A 16,553-nucleotide genomic window follows, 5' to 3' on the forward strand; every position below is an offset into this window, starting at 1 on the left:
GGAGCGGCTCCGGCGGGGGCGGCCCCGGCCGGCGCCGGCGCGGCCCCGCCCGCTGCGGCGGCCGCCGCGGCGCGAGCCGCGTGGAACGTGTGGAAGTGCCCGCGGACCGTCGCGAGCTTCGGGTTGCCCGGGTTGTGCTGGCGGGCGGCGTTGTCGCAGACCTGGTCGTCCGTCGCCGCGGGGTTGGCGGCGAGGAACTGCTCGTTGATGCGGGCGATCCGGGCGCGGCCGAGTTGGAGGCCGCCGTCGGCGGTCGCCGCGGTCTCCAGGCGCGCGCCGACCGTCCCGCCGGGAGGCTGGCGGCCGACCGCGACGCGCATCCACGCGACCTTGTCCTCCGCGTAGTTGGAGCCGCCGCCCACGGGCCGGTAGGCGTTGATCGTCCCCGCCGGGATGCCCAGGGTCGTGGCGGGCGTGCCCGCGGCGACGGCGTCGACCGCCTCGCGGCGCGCGATGATCGGCGCGAGCGCGTTGCGCCGCGCGTCGGTCATCTGCCCCACCCGCGGCGCGCCCACGCGGCTGCGCTCGCGGGCCGTGGCGAGCGCCCACACGTCCGCCGGCGCCATCGCCGTCAGCGCGGTCGTGCGCGGCGGCACCTCGGTCGTGAGCCGGTTCTCCAGATCCGCCCGCAGGTCGCGGAACAGGAACATGCGGTCGATGTCCGCCCGCAGCAGCCCGGCGGCGCCGATCTGCGTGGCGTGCGCGGTCATGAACGCGGCCGCGTCCGACCCGACCGCGGTCGCCATCGCCGCGTCCCACACCGCGCCCGCCGCCACGGCCCGCGCGTTGGCGTCGCGAAGCTCGGCACGGGTCAGCCCGAAGGCGGCCAGGCGGGTGTCGTCGAGCGCCTGGAGCGCGGAGATCGTCCACCCCGCGGTGGCCTGGACCTGGGACGCGTAGCTGGCGCGCACGCCGGCGCTCGTCCGCATCGCCGACTCGACCGCGGTGCGGCCGGTCTCCTTCTCCGCGATCGCCTGCGTGATGTCCTCGTCGAGGTCGGCGATCTGCTGTGCGGTCCGCGCCGGCGGCGGTGCCTGCTGGCGCGCCAGCGCCCGTCTCGCCGCCAAGGCGCGGCTGACCGCGACGTTCCCCGCGGTCGCCTGCAACCGCAGGACCTGGGACACGCCGCCGCCCACTGCCCCCGCCGGAGCGACGCCTGGCGCGACGACCGGGGCGGCCTCCACGGTCTCGACTGCCGGCGCCTGCTCCTTCATGCCCTGACCATACGCCAGCTCACCCGAGCTGGTTGACAACAGGGAGTGATCCCGACAGCGGATCGTCGGTCACGGGAACGAACGTGAAGCCCTTGAACTGGGCGAAGTACATGTCCTGCGGCGAGACGCCCTCGTGATACTGCGCGTTGTAGCTGCGCTGGTCGCCGTTGGCGCCGGTGATCCGCGCACCGTCGTTGATCGTCTGCAGCATCGGCGCCCCCAGCACGCCGGCCTCCGAGATCGCCTCACGGACGAGCATCAGCGCGTCGTACGGGTACATCGCCCAGTCGGGCGGCTGGATCACGTCGCGGCCGTCCTGCTTGACGCCGACCTTGTCCACCCCCAGCGCCTTCTCGTAGCGCGCGCGGAACGCGTTGAACGGCTTCGGCCCCATCTCGGCCGTGATCCGGGAGGAGACGAAGCGCAGTGACGCCAGCCAGTCGGGATGCGCCACCAGCCGCTGGCGGACCAGCGGGTCCTCGCCGGTCTGGCCGGAGATCACCGGCACGTTCCAGCCCGCGACGTGTATCGCCTGCAGCACCGCGGCGACGTCGGCGGCGCTCGCCCACACGATCAGCTTGTCGGCGCCCGCGCGGCGGGCGGCGAGGATCTGCGGGGCGAGATCCGTCGCGCGGTGCGGGATCACCTGGTCGGAGACGACTTGCACCTCGTCCACCCCGAACGCGTCCCGCAACGCGGCGCGTCCCTGCTCGCCGTAGCCCGAGTCGTCGGTCAGCATCGCGACCTTCGGCCGGGCGTTGGCGATGTAGTCGGCGAGCCGGCGGGTCATGATCGCGTCGGCGGGCGCGAGCCGGAACAGCGACGGGTGCGCCTGCGGGTTGATCAGGTCGGTCCCGCCCTCGAAGAGCACGAACACCGGCAGCTTCGCCGGGTCGGTGACCGAGGCGACGCTCACCGCTCCGGTCCCATCCGTGAGCAGCGCGGCCGCGTGCTTGTCGACCGCCTCGCGGGCGTTGGCGAGCGCGGTCGCGGGCGAGGAGCCGTTGTCGAGCACGACGAGCTTGAGCTTCTTCTTGCCCGCCTTGAGCCCGACGCCGCCGTCCGCGTTGATCTCGTCGACGGCCAATCGCGCGCCACGCTCGATCGATTTGGCGATCCACGGCTCGGTTGAAACCGGCGCGCTGACGACGACGGGCACCGTGTCACCGTCTCCCCCGCATCCGCTCAGCCCGATGAGGAGTATGAGGACTACCAATCCCGCTTTGATCATCGTCCGTCATCATGGCGAGAAACCTTGGGTCCTGGAGGGGTTCTCATGAGTGTTCGACCGGCCACGCTGGCCGCTTTGCTGTTCTCCGTTCTTGCTCTCGCCGTCGCCGCCTGCGGCGGCGACGACACCGAGACCACCGCGAAATCCACACCGGCCGCGACCGAAGCGGCGACCGAGGCCGCGACGGAGACGCCAGACGCAGACGCCGACGCCGACGCCGACGCGCAGAGCGAGGAGAGCGAAGGCAAAGATGCGGACGCCGGCGGCGACGGCGACTCCGAGGCCGAGCGCGAGCGCGAGGAGCAGGAGTCCGAGGGCGCCGCGGACAAGGACTGCGACGAGGTCGGCGACGACCTCACCGGCAATCCGAAGGAGAAGATGCCGTCCGACATCGGCCCGCTCAGCTACGCCCACCTGTACAAGTCCGAAGGGCCGTTCGGCAAGACCGAGCGCTTCTACGCCGTGCTCGACGGCACGCCGGAGGAGCTCGCCTCCCGCCGCGACGACGTCCAGAACGAACTGGTCCAGAACTGGGGCTTCGCGTCGCTGAGCACCGACCAGGAGGAAGGCTCCGAGGCCGAGGCGCACCTGAAGGGCGCCAAGCACACGGTCGACGTCCAGGTCGTCCCGCTGTGCAAGGGCAAGCTGCGGATCCGGTACACGGTTCAGTGATTTGAGCGGGCCGGTCGCGGTCCAGGCGCTCGTGACCGGACTGGCCACGGGCGCCGCCTACGGCCTGATCGCGCTCGGGTTCACGCTGGTTCAGCGCCTGACCGGCGTGCTGGCGTTCGCCCACGGCGACGTGCTCATCGGCGCCGTGTTCGTTGCGGTGCTCGCGGTGATCGGGACGATGCCGGTCGCCGCGCCGCTCGGATTCGGCTCGGTGATCCTGCTCGCGGTCGTCGCCGTGGTAGCGGGCGCCGCGCTCTCCGCGACGGTGTACGCGGTCGCGATCCGGCCGTTCCGCGGCGACGTCCTCGGGTGGGTGGCGAGCAGCTTGGCCGCCGGCCTGCTCGTGCGCGAGCTGGTGGGAATGCCGTTCGCGCAGCAGGCCTACGCGCTGCCCGACCCGCTCGGCTCGCCCGGCTCGATCGGCCTCGGCGGCGGCGTGACGGTGCCGGTGCGGGCGCTGGAGGTCCTGGCGCTGGGGCTGCTGGTGGGTGTGGCGGTGGAGCGGGCGCTGGCCACGACCGGCGCCGGTGCCGTGATGCGGGCGGTCGCCGACGACGCCCGCGCCGCCGCGCTGCTGGGCGTTCCGACCGAGCGGGTCGTGATCATCGCGTTCCTGCTGGCGGGCGCGCTGGCCGGGTTCGCGGGGCTCCTGATCGCGCCGCAGGCGCCGATCGGCCTCCAGGACGGCGTCCTGCTCGGCCTGAAGGGGATGACCGCCGCGCTGCTCGGCCGGCTCGGCTCGCTGCGCCTGGCGCTGGCGGGCGGGCTGGTGCTCGGCGTGCTCGAGGGCTTCATCCTCGCGTCGTCGTCGCTGGGCGCTCGGTGGGCCGACACCATCGTCTTGGCGCTCCTGGCGGTGCTGGCGGCGACGCGGCCGCGAGGGCTGCTGGCGAGATGAGCGTGAGCGAGGCCGCCCGCGACCTCTACCTGCTCGTCGCGGTCTTCGGGCTCGTCCCCGCCGTGCGGCTGGCGGGCCTGCCGGTCCTCGCCGCGAGCGCGTTCGCGGCGATCGGCGGCGTCGGCGCGCTGCAGTTGGAGCGCGCGGGGCTGCCGATCGGCGGTGCCGTGCTGGCGGCGATCGTCGCCGGGGCGGTCGCCGGAGCGGCGACCGGCGCGCTCGTCGCGCGGGCGGCGCCGCCGTTCGTCGCGCTGACGACGTGGGCGCTGGCGTGGCTGGCGTACACGGTGCTGCTCGGGTTCCCGTCGCTCTCCGGCGGTGGGCAGGGACTCACGCGCCCCGCGCTGGACACGGTCGAGACGCCGATCGGGGTCACCTTCACGCTCACGCCCCGGCTCCACCTGGTCTTCGCGGCCGTCCTGTGCGTGCTCGTCTACGCGTTCTCGGTGTGGGTGACGCGGTCGCGAGCAGGGATGGAGGCGACCGCGGCGCGCGACGATCATGCGCTCGCCGCATCCCTGCGGATCCCCTCCCGGCGGGTGGAGACGCTGGCGCTCGCCGGAGGCGCGGCGGCCGCCGCGGGAGCCGGAGCCTCGGTGCTGCTCGGGGTCGCGGCGCCCGCTGACGTCTCCCCGCTGCTCGCGCTGCAGCTGTTCGCCGCGGCGCTGGCCGCGACCCGCAGCCCGCTGCTCGGCGTCGCGGTGATCGTCGCTCTCCCCCACGTCGCGGACTGGCTCACGGCGGTCCTGCTGCTGGCCGCGGTGGCGGTGCGCGGTCGGCCGCGCGTCGCGGCGGGCGCGGATGAGCTGAAGCCGCCGGGCGAGTTGCCGGCGACGAGCGGCGAGCTGCACGCCCGCGACCTGCACGTGACGCTCGGCGGCCGGGAGATCCTGCGCGGGCTCGACCTCGACGTGCGCGCGGGTGAGATCCACGCGCTGATCGGCCCCAACGGCAGCGGCAAGACGACCGCGCTCAACGCGCTGCACCTGACGCGAACCTTCCAGCGCGACGCGGGCTTTCCCGCGCTCACGCCGCTGCAGCAGCTCGCGCTCGTCTCCGACGACCCCTCCACCTACCTCGCGCTCGTCGGTCTCCTCGAGCGGGCGAACAGCGCGCCGGCAGCGCTGACCACCGGCGAGCGGCGCCTGCTCGCGGTGGCGCGCGCGGCGGCGACCGAAGCTCCCGTGCTCGCGTTCGACGAGCCGGCGGCGGGCATGTCGGCCGCGGAGCGCGAGTCCCTGATCGCGGTCCTGCGCGCACTCGCGCAAGCCGGCCGCGCCGTGCTGGTCGTCGAGCACGATCTGCGGCTGGTGGCGGCGACCGCCGACGTCGTCACGGTGCTGGATGACGGCGTCGCGATCGCGCATGGCGCCCCGGACGCGGTGATCGCCGACGAGACGGTGCAGCGCGTCTACCTGGGGGCGGCGGCGTGACGCGCGGTGCGGCCGGACCGACCCGCCCGATCGGGGTGACGGCGTGATCGCGGTGGCTCCCGGCACGATCGTCGCCGTCGTCGGGCACGACGGCGGGCCCGCGCGGGTCGCCGAGCGGGTCGCCTCGGAGTTCGCCGGGCGGCTCGGGCATGTCGCCGCGGGCCGGCCCGTCTTCGGCTCCCTCACCGTGGCCGAGAACCTCGCGGTCGGCGCGTACCGGGACCGAAGCGACAAGCGCCTCGTGGCGGAACGTCTCGCGACCGTCCACGCGCGGTTCCCCCGCCTCGCCGAGCGCGCGCAGCAACTCGCGGGCACGCTCTCCGGCGGCGAGCAGCAGCTGCTCGTGATCGCCCGCGCACTGATGGGCGCGCCCGAGTTGCTGATCCTCGAGGATCCCTCGGCCGGGCTCGCCCCGCCCGCCGTCAACGCGGTCGCCGAGGCCCTGGCGGGGCTCACGGTGCTGATCGCCGACGAACAGCTCGCCCTCGCCCGCCGCGCCGACCGGATCGTCCTCGTCGAGAACGACGCGATCGTGCTCGACCGACCGAAAGCCCAGGCGCTCGCGGACGAGCGCCTGGGCGTCGGCTACATCACGGGTTCGTCGTCGAGAGCGTGAACGTCAGCGTCTTGCTGTAGTTGCCCGTCCGCAGCGGGTCGGTGGCGCCGATGTGCTGCTTGAACGTGACGGTCACCGGGTCGTTGGAGACCGGCGCGTCCCAGGTCGACTTCGACAGGTCCACCGAGAGCGGCGACGGCAGCGCGAAGGTGCCGTTCGTCAGGTGGCCGGGATCGGACACGCTGAGCGTCGCGTCGCCCGCCGAGGAGATCACGTTCGCGGTCGTGGAGGCCGTGTAGTCCTTCTCCACGCCCGGCTGGAACGCGCCGAAGGAGGCCGACCCGCCCACGGTCAGCGCCAGCGTCGCCGGCACGGACCCGCCGGTTCCGCCGCCGTCGGTGGCATCGACGGACAGCGGCAGCTTCCACACACTGCGTCCGAACGTCGCCGCGAAGACGTACTTCCCGTCCCCGCTCAGCTTGACGTCGAGCACGGGCACGTTCGGCAGCCCGACGCTGATCTTGTACCAGGCCGAATCGCCGTCCTTGCGGTCGAACACGCCGACGTCGGTGGCCGCGTAGAGCACGTCGTGGGCGGCGTCGTAGGTGATCATCTCGACCGGCCCGTTGGGCAGGTTCTGCGAGATGTTCGCCCACGTCGCGCCACCATCGTGGCTCTCGTAGACGTTCGCCGCGTCCGAGCCTTCGCGGTAGCCCGAGAACGCCGCGTAGACGTGATTCTCGTCGGCGGGATCGACGACGATCGCGTTCACCCAGCGCTCCGGCACGCCCGTCAGCCGCGTCCAGTGCGCGCCCGCATCGGTCGTCTTCCACACGCGGCCGGTGTCCGTGCCCACGTAGAGCGTCTGCGCATACGGCACCGTCGTCGCCGACTTCGCCGGCGCGATCGAGGTGATCGTCGCGTACTCGTTGGCGTAGAACGGGCCGAGGTCGTTCTCGTCGGCCGGCACCGGGCCGGGCAGCGAGTTCGCGTCATCGGCGGGCGAGATCATCGTGAACGCGCCGCCGCGGTTGGCCGAGCGGCCGAGGACCGTCCCGCCGAGGTAGATCACAGCGTCGTTGTTGGGGTCGACGACGATCGGCGTGTCGGTCGTCCAGCGCTGGTTGGCCGGCCAGCCGTTGTTGGAGATCGTCAGGTTCGTCGTGCCGGTGGCCGTGTCGTGGAACCCACCGCAGGAATGACGCGGCGGCGACGGCTGGAAGCACTCGTAGTAGTAGCTCTGGTCGACGGGATCGATGACGTTCCAGTGCCCGTCGCCGCCGCCGTAGGAGTTCCAGTTCGTCAGCGCCGGGTCGGTCGGCGAGGGCGCCGCCGCGGTCCAGGAGCGAACCGAGCCGTTGTCCTGCAGGCCGGTCGCGAGCCGCTGCGAATCCTGCTGGGACACGGCGAGGTGGTACGACTGGTTCCACGGCTGGTTGGACGCCTTGATCCACGTGCCGGCGCCCACGCCGTTGGTGTCGGAGCGGTACATGCCGCCGTCGTTGCCGAGGTAGACGCGGCCGGGCTGATGCGGGTCCCAGTCCATCGCGTGCTGGTCGGAGTGCGGGCCGCTGACCGCGGTCCAGGTCTGGCCGCCGTTGGTCGACGTGCGGAGGTTCACGTCCGCGTTGAAGAGGTGGTTCTTGTCGAGCGGATCGACCCACAGGCGCCCGAACCACCACTGGTAGCCGCTCGAGGTCTGGTAGGCGCGCCCGCCGACGTGGAAGCTGTCGCCGCCGTCGTCGGAGTAGTAGAAGCCCTTGTCCGGGCCGTACGGGGAGCCCGTGACCACGTAGACGCGGTTCGGGTCGCTCGGCGCGATCGTCACGCCGATCCGGCCCAGGCTCGCGTCCTGCTTGAGCCCGCTCTGCGCGGTGTCATACGCCGGCAGCGGGTCGACGATGTTCTGCAGGCGCTCCCACGTGTCGCCGCCGTCCTTGCTGCGGAAGAGGCCGGAGCCGACGCCGCCGTAGACGCGCGCGCCGTTGTTGCGCGTGTGATCCCACAGCGCCGCGTAGACGATCTGCGGGTTCGTGGGATTGATCGCCACGTCGATCGCGCCGGTCGTCGGCGTGGTCGGGGCGAGGACGAGCTGCCAGCTCTTGCCGCCGTCTTCCGTGCGATAGAGGCCGCGCTGCGCGGCCGAGCGCGAGACGTTGCCCGCGGCCGCCGCGAACACCTTGTCGGGGTTGGAGGGGTCGATGGCGATCCGCCCGATCGACGCGCTCTCGCGCAGGCCGACGTTGGTCCAGTGCGCGCCCTGGTCGGTGGACTTGTAGACGCCGTCGCCGAAGTAGGTCAGGCCGCCGCCGGGCGGGTTGGCCTCACCCGTCCCCGCCCACAGCGTGCCGTTCGCGTCCTGGGCCAGCGCGCCCATCGTCTGGGTCTGGTCGTTGGGCCAGACGGGGTTCCAGTTCACGCCGGCGTCGGCACTGTGCCAGACGCCGCCGCCCGAGACGGCCGCGTAGACGCCGTTGGCCGCCAGCTTGTCGGCCTGGACGTCGACCACGCGCCCGCCCACGTTGTACGGCCCGAGCTGCTGCCACGCGATCCCGCCGGCCGCGGCCGGGACGTCGGCCGCCTGCGCCTGCGCCTGCTTGACCTGCCCCTCGGTGACCGGGCTGGCCGAGCTCTGCTTGAGGTCCAGGTACTCGTCCGGATCGGTCTGGCCGGCGGCGATCGACTCGACCTCCGGCGGGACGACGAGGCCGGCGACGGAGCTCTTCGACGGCAGCGAGCTCGTGGAGCGCGTGAGCGCGAGCATCACCACCGCGTTGAGGAGCACGAGCGCGCCGAGTATTGCCGCGGTCAGCTTGACCTTGGACCGTTTCTTGGTCCGCATTTGCGAGTCCCTCCAGACTGGACCTGTACGTCCGCTTTATGATCGCGAACCCGGATGAGAAATCGGGCCGAGGTAACGTCCCGGCGATGCTGCAACACGTCACGCTCGAGGTCAGGCAGGCACAGATCCGTGATTGCGTCGCCTTCTGGGAGCTGCTCGGCTTCAGCGAGATGGAGCCGCCGCCCATGCTGCGCGATCGCTTCACGTGGGTCGAGCGCGCGGGCACGCAGATCCACCTCGTCCCGGTCGACGCGCCGGTCGTCGCGCACGAGGGCCACGTCGCCGTGCTGGCGGACGACTACGACGCCACGCTGGCGCGCCTGTCGGACAACGGGTTCGAGCTGCGCCCGGGCTCAAACGCCTGGAACGCCCCGCGGACGTTCGTCCTGGATCCGGCCGGCCACCGCGTCGAGGTCATGTCGAAACCGCCCCACCCGCCCTGGCCGTAGCTCGAAAGTGGTGCGCCCGCTGAGCCGGTCGGTCAGGACGAGGGGTCAGCTCGTTCGGGGTCGCCGTTCGCAGTAGGCGGAAACGGGCTTTCGGCTCGCGGGCGCAGAGCCTCTATCCCTCGGATCGACCGCGTTCAAACGGTCGACGCATTCGGACGCGCCAGAACGTCATCCCGCGGACAGTCCGGTACGCTCGCGACATCCGCAGGGCCGCTTTCGATCCCACCGCCTTCCGCTGGGAGGGCGTCGACGCTCGCGCGTACAAGGACGATCCGGGCACCGCTCGCGGCATGGCGTGGCGAGGGCTGTCGCGGCACACGCTGGTGCGGGCGCCCGAGGCGGGCGTGTCGTTCGAGGTGCGCTACTTCGAGATCGCGCCGGGCGGGTTCTCTTCGCTGGAGAAGCACGCGCACGTCCACGTCGTGTTCGCGGCCCGGGGCCGCGGACGCGCCTTGATCGGCGATCAGGTCGTCGACCTGGACCCGCTCGATCTGGTCGAGACGCCGCCGTTCGCGCCGCACCGGTGGGTCAACGCGGGCGAGGAGCCGTTCGGGTTCCTCTGCACCGTCGAGGGCGAACGCGACCGCCCGCAGCCGCTCGACGACGCCGAGTGGGACGCGCTGCTGGCGAACCCGCTCACGGCGCCGTTCGCGTACTGACGGAGTACTTCGCGGGCACGGGATCGTGCAGGCGGCCCGCGAGCGCGGCGGGCAGCTCGTCGAGGGTGATCTCGGGGCCGAGGAGCTCGTGCCACGGGTGCTCGGCCGCGGCGAGTACCTCCAGCGCGTGCGCGAGGTAGCGGGGCGCGTGGTGGTAGGTGCCGAGCAGGGTCACCTCCTCGTAGTGCACGCGTGCCGTCGGCACGGTGAAGGTGCTGTCGCGAGCGCACCCGCCGAACAGATTGACGGTCCCGCCGGGAGCCGCCATCGCGACCGCGAGCTCCCAGCTTTCGGGTCGCCCGACCGCCTCGACCACGAGCTCCGCGCCGCGGCCGGCGGTCAGCCCGCGCACCCGTTGCGCGTCCGCGCTGGCGCGGGTCGCGAGGATCGTCTCCGCCGCCCCGAACCTCGTCGCCTGCGCGAGCCGCTCGGGGTGCGGGTCGAGCACGATCGGCGCGCCGCCCGCAGAGGCGACGAGGGCGGCGAGCATCAGCCCGAGCGAGCCGCCGCCGAGGATCGCCACCGGGTCGCCGGCGCGGAGGTCGACCGCGTCGAGCGCGTGCACGGCACAGGCGAGCGGCTCGGCCAGCGGGGCCAGCGCGAGCGGCACGCCGGCGGGGAGTCGATGGAGGTTCTTCGCGACCACCCGCTCCGGGATCAGCAGCTTCTCGGCGAACCCGCCGAGCAGATACAGCAGGTCCTCGCACAGGCTCTCGCGCCCGCGCACGCACTGGTGGCAGACGCCGCACGGCGCGGAGTTGGCGCAGAAGACGACGTCACCGGCCGCGACCGTGGTCACACCCTCGCCGACCGACTCCACCGTGCCCGCGAACTCGTGCCCGAGCCGGGCGGGATAGCCGGCGATCGACGGGTGCCCGCGCTTGACGCTCTTGACGTCGGTCGCGCAGGAGGTCGCCGCCCCGATCGCGAGCACGATCTCGCCGGGCCCGGCGACCGGCTCGGCGACGTCCTCGATCCGCAGATCCCCGGGGCCGTGGAGCACGGCCGCCCTCACGACGCGGTCACGATCACCTTGATGCCCTCGCGGCTGCGGGCCATCGCGAGCGCGGCGGCCGTGTCCTCGAGCGCGAAGCGATGCGTGATCAGCGGCTCGGCGCGCACCGCGCCCGAGGCGAGCAGCGCGAGCGCGGCGCGGGTGTCGCGCGGGCCCGCGGAGTAGCTGGCCTGGAACTCGAGCTCCTTGAAGAAGAGCGCGTTGATATCGAACGCGGCCTGCTGACCGGGCTTGGCCGGGGCGAAGCACTGGATGACCGCGCCCTTGTCGGCGGCGGAGAGAGCGAGATCCCAGGCCGCGGGCGCGCCGGTGGCGAGGATCACGACGGTGGGTGGGGCGGCCGCGGCGACGGGCGGCGCAGCCGCGACCTCCTCGGGCGTCACCGCGCGGGCGCCGAGCGAGGCGGCGAGCGCGCGGCGCGCGGGCAGCGGCTCCGCCACCGTCACCTCTGCGCCCCGCGCGAGCGCCGCCTGCGCGAGCAGCAGGCCCATCTGGCCGCCGCCGATGACCAGCAGGCGGGTCGTCGCGTCGACCCGCGCGCGGTCGAGCGCGCGGACGCAGCAGGCGAGCGGCTCGATCACGGTCGCCGCCTCGTCGCTCACCGCGTCGGGCAGCGCCAGCAAGTCCAAAGCCGCGTTCAACGCGGGCACGAGGATCAGCTCCGAGAAGCCGCCCGGCTCGATCCGCGTCGCCTTGAACTGCGCGCACAGCGTCTCGTGGCCGCGCGCGCAGTACTCGCACTCGCCGCACGGGACGTGGTGGTGGACGAACACCCGCGTGCCCGGCGCGGGCAGCGGCGCGTCCAGCTCCGCACCCGCCTCGACGACCACGCCCGCCGGTTCGTGGCCCAGCACGGCCGGGGCCTTCTGCGCGACGTACCACTCCATGAGATCCGAGCCGCAGATCCCGCACGCGCGCATCGCGACGAGCACCTCGCCCGGCCCCGGACGCGGCACCGGGCGCTCCTCGATCCGCACCTCGCCGCCGGCGAGGTAGACCGCCGCCCTCAAAGCACTCCCGCGATCGCGGGTCCGAACGGCGCGCGGAGCACGCCCGCGTCGGTGATCAGGCCGGTGATGAGCGCAGCCGGGGTCACGTCGAAGGCAGGGTTCCAGACGGCGGTCGTGACGTCGAGGCCGGCGATGGCACGGACCTCTCCCCCGTCGCGCTGCTCGATCTCGATCTCCGCTCCGGTCGGCGTCGCGGCGTCGAGCGTGGAACGCGGGCCGGCGACGTAGAACGGCACGCCGTGGTGGTGGGCGGCGATCGCCAGCGCGTAGGTGCCGATCTTGTTCGCCACGTCACCGTTGGCCGCGACGCGGTCGCAGCCGACGATCACGGCGTCGATCGCGCCGCGGGCGAGGAGCGCCGGGGCCGCGCCGTCCGGCAGGACCGTGACCGGGATGCCGGCGTCGGCCAGCTCCCACGCCGTCAGCCGCGCGCCCTGCAGCAGCGGGCGGGTCTCGCACGCGAAGACCTCGACCCGCTCACCCGCCTCGGCCTTGGCGTAGACGACGGCCAGCGCGGTGCCGATGCCCGCCGTCGCCAGCCGCCCCGCGTTGCAGACGGTCAGGATCCGCGACGCGCCCGCCAGCTCGGCACGGCCGTGCGCGCCGATCGCCCGGCACGCCTCGACGTCCTCGGCCAGGATCGCGAGCGCCTCGGCGGTCCAGTCCTCGGACGCCAGCACCCGCTCGACCGCCCAGCGCAGGTTCACGGCGGTCGGGCGGGCAGCGGCGATCCGCTCGGCCGCCGCACGGTCGCCGCCCGTCAAGAGCACCCCGAGCGCGCCGGCGACGCCGATCGCCGGCGCGCCCCGCACCGCGAGGCGCTGGATCGCGTCGACGACGTCGTCCACCGTGCGCAGCCGGATCACCCGCTCCTCGGTGGGCAGGAGCGTCTGATCGATGATCTCGATCGCTTCGCCGGTCCAGGCCACCGCGGGTCGCACGGTGACCATCCTCGCGCACCCGCCGGCTACGCGGTCACGGCAAGCCGCCGTTCGACCGGCGTGGCGTTGACGAACAGGTCGAGCACCGGGCAGTGCGCATCGACGGCATCGGCCAGTTCGCGGTAGCGCTCGGCGCTCTCCGGTCCGATCGGCGTGACGTCGAGCCGGATGCCCGTGAAGCCCGGCCGGATGGCTGAGTCGAGCCCGAAGAAGCCGTGGAGGTCGAGGTCGCCCTCGGCGGCCACCTCGAGGCCGTCAAGGGCGATGCCGAGCTTCGCGGCCCAGAAGCGGTACGTGATCGCCTGGCAGGAGGCGAGCGAGGCCAGCGCGTACTCGACCGGGTTGGCGAACTGGTCGGTGCCGCCCAGCACGTCGGGCTCGTCGACCTCGAGCGCGTGGTCGCGGCTGACGAGCTTCACGTGCGTCGGCCCGGCGAGCGAGCCCTCGGTCTTGAAGACGACGCGGGCGCGGCCGGCGTCGCCCCCGATGGCCTCTTCGTTGGCCGAGATGGCGGCGGTGATCGACATGGCGCGTTGACCTCCTGCGAGTGGGCGAAGACCCGAATGACATGAAAGTCAGTCGGATTTAACGCGTACCGTACACCTACGCAGCGCCCACCGCACTCGGGGCGATCCATGCCGACACCGTCGCCGGGTCGGCCAGGTAGTCGTCGAAGCTGCGCGGGGCGTGACCGGTGACGCGCTCGACGTCGTCGGTGCTCGCCGCGTTGGTGCTGGCCCGGATGGCGTCGAAGAGCCAGCCGAGGATCTGTCCGTAGTCGGCCGGGATGCCGCCCGCGATCGCCGACTCGATCCAGTCGGCGACGGGCGGGTCGACGTGGGCGACCGGCTTGCCCGCGGCCACGGAGATCTTCTCGGCGACCTGCGCGAAGGTGAGCGCGCCCGGGCCGGTCAGCGCGTACTCGCCGCGGTGGTGGCCGGCGGGGTCCAGCAGGGTCGCGGTGGCGACGTCGGCGATGTCGTCGGCGTGGACGAACGCCTCCGCCCCATCGCCGGTGGGTGCGATGAGCAGCCCGTCGGCCGCGATCGCCGGCTGGAAGAAGTACTCGTCGAAGTCCTGCATGAACCAGCCGGGGCGAAGGATGCTGTACGTCAAGTCCGACCGCCCTTCGAGGTCCTTCTCGATCGCACGCAGCATCATCTCCTCGGGCGCGAGCTCGACGCCGCGCGCCGAGAGGAATGTGACGTGGCTGACGCCGGCGCCCTGGGCGCGGTCGAGAAACGCCTTGACCGCCGGTGCGGCGTCCAGCCGCAGCGCCGGCGGCACGAGGTAGAGCGCGTGCACGTCCGCGAGCGCCGGGTCGTGGGTCGAGACGTCGTCCCAGTCGAAGTGGACGTCCGCGCCGCTGCGGGCTGCGGTCCGGACGGCGGCGCCGGCGGCGCGCAGGCGGGGAGCGATGCGGCGCGCGGTCTTGCCCGTGCCGCCCAGAAGCAGGATCTTGGTCATGGAGAGCAGTTCAGCGTGCGCAGGTGTGCATTTCCATGCTGGAATCGCGCGTTCACATATGCCATCGTCTTGCGTCGTGGACGTACTCACCGACATGCTGGAGCGCTCGCGGGCGCGTGGCGCCGCGTTCTCGCATTCGCAGATCCGCGGCCCGTGGGGGCTCTTCTTCGACGGTGTACCGGGCCTGGCGGTGCACACGATCGTCGAGGGCGAGCTGTTCCTGTGGACCGAGGACGAGACGCTGCAACTGCTGCCGGGCGACATCGTGCTGGTGCGCGGCGGGCTCGATCACTCGCTCGCGAGCGAGCCGCACCGCCGCTGCATCCCGCTGACGGAGTACATGGCGCAGGCGCGGGTGGCGGGCTCGCCGCGACGGTTCGCGTCGGGCGCGGGCGGCGAGACGTCCGAGTTCTTCTGCGGCGCCTACGTCTTCGAGGGCGACATCTGCGAGCGGCTGCTCTCGCTGCTGCCGGACACGCTGCGCCTGCGCCCGGGCGCCGGAAGCGCGCTGCGGGCGACGATGGACCTGCTGGCACGCGAGATGGACCAGGACGATCCCGGGCAGCAGACGCTGCTCGACCGGCTGCTCGACGTCGCGCTCGTGCAGGTGCTGCGCGAGCACTTCGGCGCGGTGGGCGAGGCCGCGCCGGCGTGGTTTCGCGCCTCCGCCGACCCGCAGATCGGCCCGGCGCTACGGGCCCTGCACGCAGACCCGTCGCGCCGCTGGACGGTCGAGGACCTGGCGGCCGAGGCGACGCTCTCGCGCGCCGCGTTCGCCCGCCGCTTCAGCGCGCTGCTCGGCGTCGCACCGCTCGCGTACCTGACCGGCTGGCGGATGGCGCTCGCACGCGAGCGGCTGCGCGACTCCGACGACGGGATCGCCGGAGTCGCCGACGCGCTCGGCTACGCGTCGGAGTTCTCCTTCGCCGCCGCGTTCAAGCGCCACCACGGCGTGGCGCCGGGACGCTGGCGGGTCAGCGCGCGAAGACCAGCTGACTCACCGAGAACACCGCTCCTTGCGGATCGGCCAGCACGGCGTTCCTGAAGCCCGGCGTGTCGAACGGGCCTTCGATGACGGCGCCGCCGAGGCTCGCGGTCAGCTCGGCGGTGAGGTCGGCGTCGGAGATCTGGAAGTTCACGTTCCAGTGCGGTGGGATGTCGGGGGCGGGCGGGGCCATCACGGCGACCACGTCACGCGGGACGGGCTGCTTCGCGCGGCCGCCGATGTAGCCCTCGAGGCGCAGCAGCGTCATCGAGCCCCGCGGCTCGGACTCCCAGCCGAACAGCGCGCCGTAGAACGCGCTCGCGGCGGCGGGATCGGGGGTGTGGAGCGAGCTCATCGTCCACGTCCCCGCCTCGTTGACCAGCTCCGCGCCCTCGCGCTCGCGCGCCTCCCAGATCGCGAAGGCCGCCCCGGTGGGGTCGACGATCACCGCGAGCCGGCCCGCGGGCAGCGCGTCCATCGGCTCGACCAGCACCGTGGCTCCGTCCTCCGCCGCGCGCTCCGCGGCGGCGTCGACGCTCTCGACACGGATGTAGGTGTTCCACGACGGCAGCGCCTGCGCGACGCCGAGGCCGGCCACATCGCGGCCCATGACGCGGGCGACGCGGTAGCCGTTGGGTCCGGGGTCGGTGAAGTCCCAGCCGAACAGGTCGCCGTAGAACGTGAGAACGGCGTCGGGATCCGGGACGAGAACGTCGACCCAGCAGGGAACGCCGGCGGGGTACTCGTGTCGCTCGCTCATGGGTCGGCACGTTACGCTCGGCGGCGAGATGGTGCGGTCGTTCGTGGTCACCGGCGGAACACGCGGGGTCGGCCGCGCGATCGCGGAGCGCCTGCGGGCGGAGGGCCGGGTGGTGGTCGTCGATCTCGCGGGCGGGGACGTGGTGGGTGACGCGTCCGACGACGCCGTCCTCGAACGGGCGGTCGCACTGGCGAGCGAGGGCGGCGCGACGCTGAGCGGGTGGGTGAACAACGCGGCGGTGTTCCGCGACGCGGCGCTCCACGAGGTGCCGTCGGAAGCGCTCGTCGCGCTGGTCGCGGCGCATCTGCTCTCCCCCGCGGCGTCGTTCGTCAACGGCGCGGTGGTCCCGGTCGACGGCGGGCGGGCGGCACTGGGAATCGATCCGGAGGCGACCAACGTCGTTTGACGGATGCTCACGGCG

At 73.2% G+C, this 16,553-nt stretch carries 17 protein-coding genes; 8 read left to right on the plus strand and 9 right to left on the minus strand.

The window, feature by feature from the left end; genetic code table 11:
* A partial coding sequence (locus tag OM076_RS14740) for a hypothetical protein (protein WP_270040760.1) occupies nucleotides 1-1,214 on the minus strand: 1,214 nt, incomplete at its 3' end.
* A gap of 19 nt (nucleotides 1,215-1,233) precedes the next feature.
* Nucleotides 1,234-2,373, minus strand: coding sequence for an ABC transporter substrate-binding protein (locus OM076_RS14745; RefSeq protein WP_270040761.1), 1,140 nt, complete (start codon nucleotides 2,371-2,373; stop codon nucleotides 1,234-1,236).
* Nucleotides 2,374-2,490: 117 nt separating this feature from the next.
* Here OM076_RS14745 and OM076_RS14750 point away from each other — a divergent pair, with 117 nt between their 5' ends.
* Genes OM076_RS14750 through OM076_RS14765 form a run of 4 tightly spaced genes read left to right on the plus strand, consistent with a single transcriptional unit; the run spans nucleotide 2,491 to nucleotide 6,064 of the window.
* Nucleotides 2,491-3,117: a hypothetical protein gene (locus OM076_RS14750; protein WP_270040762.1), complete on the plus strand. Its 627-nt coding sequence runs from the start codon at nucleotides 2,491-2,493 to the stop codon at nucleotides 3,115-3,117.
* A 1-nt stretch (nucleotide 3,118) separates the two neighbouring features.
* The gene (locus OM076_RS14755) at nucleotides 3,119-4,015 is read left to right on the plus strand and encodes a branched-chain amino acid ABC transporter permease (RefSeq protein ID WP_270040763.1); all 897 of its coding nucleotides are present in this window, start codon (nucleotides 3,119-3,121) and stop codon (nucleotides 4,013-4,015) included.
* Entirely contained in the window at nucleotides 4,012-5,448 is a 1,437-nt protein-coding gene (locus OM076_RS14760; protein ID WP_270040764.1) for an ATP-binding cassette domain-containing protein, read from the plus strand. Before OM076_RS14755 ends, OM076_RS14760 begins: the two co-directional genes overlap by 4 nt.
* 43 nt (nucleotides 5,449-5,491) lie before the next feature.
* The gene (locus OM076_RS14765; protein ID WP_270040765.1) at nucleotides 5,492-6,064 is read left to right on the plus strand and encodes an ATP-binding cassette domain-containing protein; all 573 of its coding nucleotides are present in this window, start codon (nucleotides 5,492-5,494) and stop codon (nucleotides 6,062-6,064) included.
* Here OM076_RS14765 and OM076_RS14770 read toward each other — a convergent pair.
* The gene (locus tag OM076_RS14770) at nucleotides 6,039-8,846 is read right to left on the minus strand and encodes a WD40/YVTN/BNR-like repeat-containing protein (protein WP_270040766.1); all 2,808 of its coding nucleotides are present in this window, start codon (nucleotides 8,844-8,846) and stop codon (nucleotides 6,039-6,041) included. The two genes, OM076_RS14765 and OM076_RS14770, sit on opposite strands and share 26 nt — an antisense overlap.
* A gap of 86 nt (nucleotides 8,847-8,932) precedes the next feature.
* Here OM076_RS14770 and OM076_RS14775 point away from each other — a divergent pair, with 86 nt between their 5' ends.
* Both OM076_RS14775 and OM076_RS14780 read left to right on the plus strand, forming a co-directional pair.
* The gene (locus tag OM076_RS14775; protein WP_270040767.1) at nucleotides 8,933-9,295 is read left to right on the plus strand and encodes a VOC family protein; all 363 of its coding nucleotides are present in this window, start codon (nucleotides 8,933-8,935) and stop codon (nucleotides 9,293-9,295) included.
* Between the two features lie 290 nt (nucleotides 9,296-9,585).
* Nucleotides 9,586-9,954 (plus strand): cupin domain-containing protein, encoded by a 369-nt coding sequence (locus OM076_RS14780; protein ID WP_270040768.1) that lies wholly within the window; start codon nucleotides 9,586-9,588, stop codon nucleotides 9,952-9,954.
* On the opposite strand, the gene OM076_RS14785 is transcribed toward OM076_RS14780, so the two are convergent.
* From OM076_RS14785 to OM076_RS14805, 5 genes are all read right to left on the minus strand, one after another.
* Nucleotides 9,932-10,969 (minus strand): alcohol dehydrogenase catalytic domain-containing protein, encoded by a 1,038-nt coding sequence (locus OM076_RS14785; protein WP_270040769.1) that lies wholly within the window; start codon nucleotides 10,967-10,969, stop codon nucleotides 9,932-9,934. The two genes, OM076_RS14780 and OM076_RS14785, sit on opposite strands and share 23 nt — an antisense overlap.
* Nucleotides 10,966-11,979: an alcohol dehydrogenase catalytic domain-containing protein gene (locus tag OM076_RS14790; RefSeq protein WP_270040770.1), complete on the minus strand. Its 1,014-nt coding sequence runs from the start codon at nucleotides 11,977-11,979 to the stop codon at nucleotides 10,966-10,968. The genes OM076_RS14785 and OM076_RS14790 overlap by 4 nt, the downstream gene beginning before the upstream one ends.
* The gene (gene mtnA / locus OM076_RS14795) at nucleotides 11,976-12,929 is read right to left on the minus strand and encodes an S-methyl-5-thioribose-1-phosphate isomerase (protein WP_272598018.1); all 954 of its coding nucleotides are present in this window, start codon (nucleotides 12,927-12,929) and stop codon (nucleotides 11,976-11,978) included. The genes OM076_RS14790 and mtnA overlap by 4 nt, the downstream gene beginning before the upstream one ends.
* Before the next feature lie 17 nt (nucleotides 12,930-12,946).
* Entirely contained in the window at nucleotides 12,947-13,447 is a 501-nt protein-coding gene (locus tag OM076_RS14800) for an OsmC family protein (RefSeq protein ID WP_270040772.1), read from the minus strand.
* Nucleotides 13,448-13,523: 76 nt separating this feature from the next.
* Nucleotides 13,524-14,387: an NmrA family NAD(P)-binding protein gene (locus tag OM076_RS14805; RefSeq protein WP_270040773.1), complete on the minus strand. Its 864-nt coding sequence runs from the start codon at nucleotides 14,385-14,387 to the stop codon at nucleotides 13,524-13,526.
* A gap of 76 nt (nucleotides 14,388-14,463) precedes the next feature.
* On the opposite strand from OM076_RS14805, the gene OM076_RS14810 reads away from it, so the two are divergent.
* On the plus strand, nucleotides 14,464-15,432 hold the full coding sequence (locus OM076_RS14810) for an AraC family transcriptional regulator (RefSeq protein WP_270040774.1): 969 nt from the start codon (nucleotides 14,464-14,466) through the stop codon (nucleotides 15,430-15,432).
* On the opposite strand, the gene OM076_RS14815 is transcribed toward OM076_RS14810, so the two are convergent.
* Nucleotides 15,362-16,132 (minus strand): VOC family protein, encoded by a 771-nt coding sequence (locus OM076_RS14815; protein WP_270040775.1) that lies wholly within the window; start codon nucleotides 16,130-16,132, stop codon nucleotides 15,362-15,364. The two genes, OM076_RS14810 and OM076_RS14815, sit on opposite strands and share 71 nt — an antisense overlap.
* On the opposite strand from OM076_RS14815, the gene OM076_RS14820 reads away from it, so the two are divergent.
* A complete protein-coding gene (locus OM076_RS14820; RefSeq protein WP_270040776.1) occupies nucleotides 16,131-16,538 on the plus strand; it encodes an SDR family NAD(P)-dependent oxidoreductase in 408 nt (135 codons plus the stop codon). The genes OM076_RS14815 and OM076_RS14820 overlap by 2 nt on opposite strands.
* The last annotated feature ends 15 nt before the right edge of the window (nucleotides 16,539-16,553 follow it).

This window comes from Solirubrobacter ginsenosidimutans, from assembly GCF_027587205.1.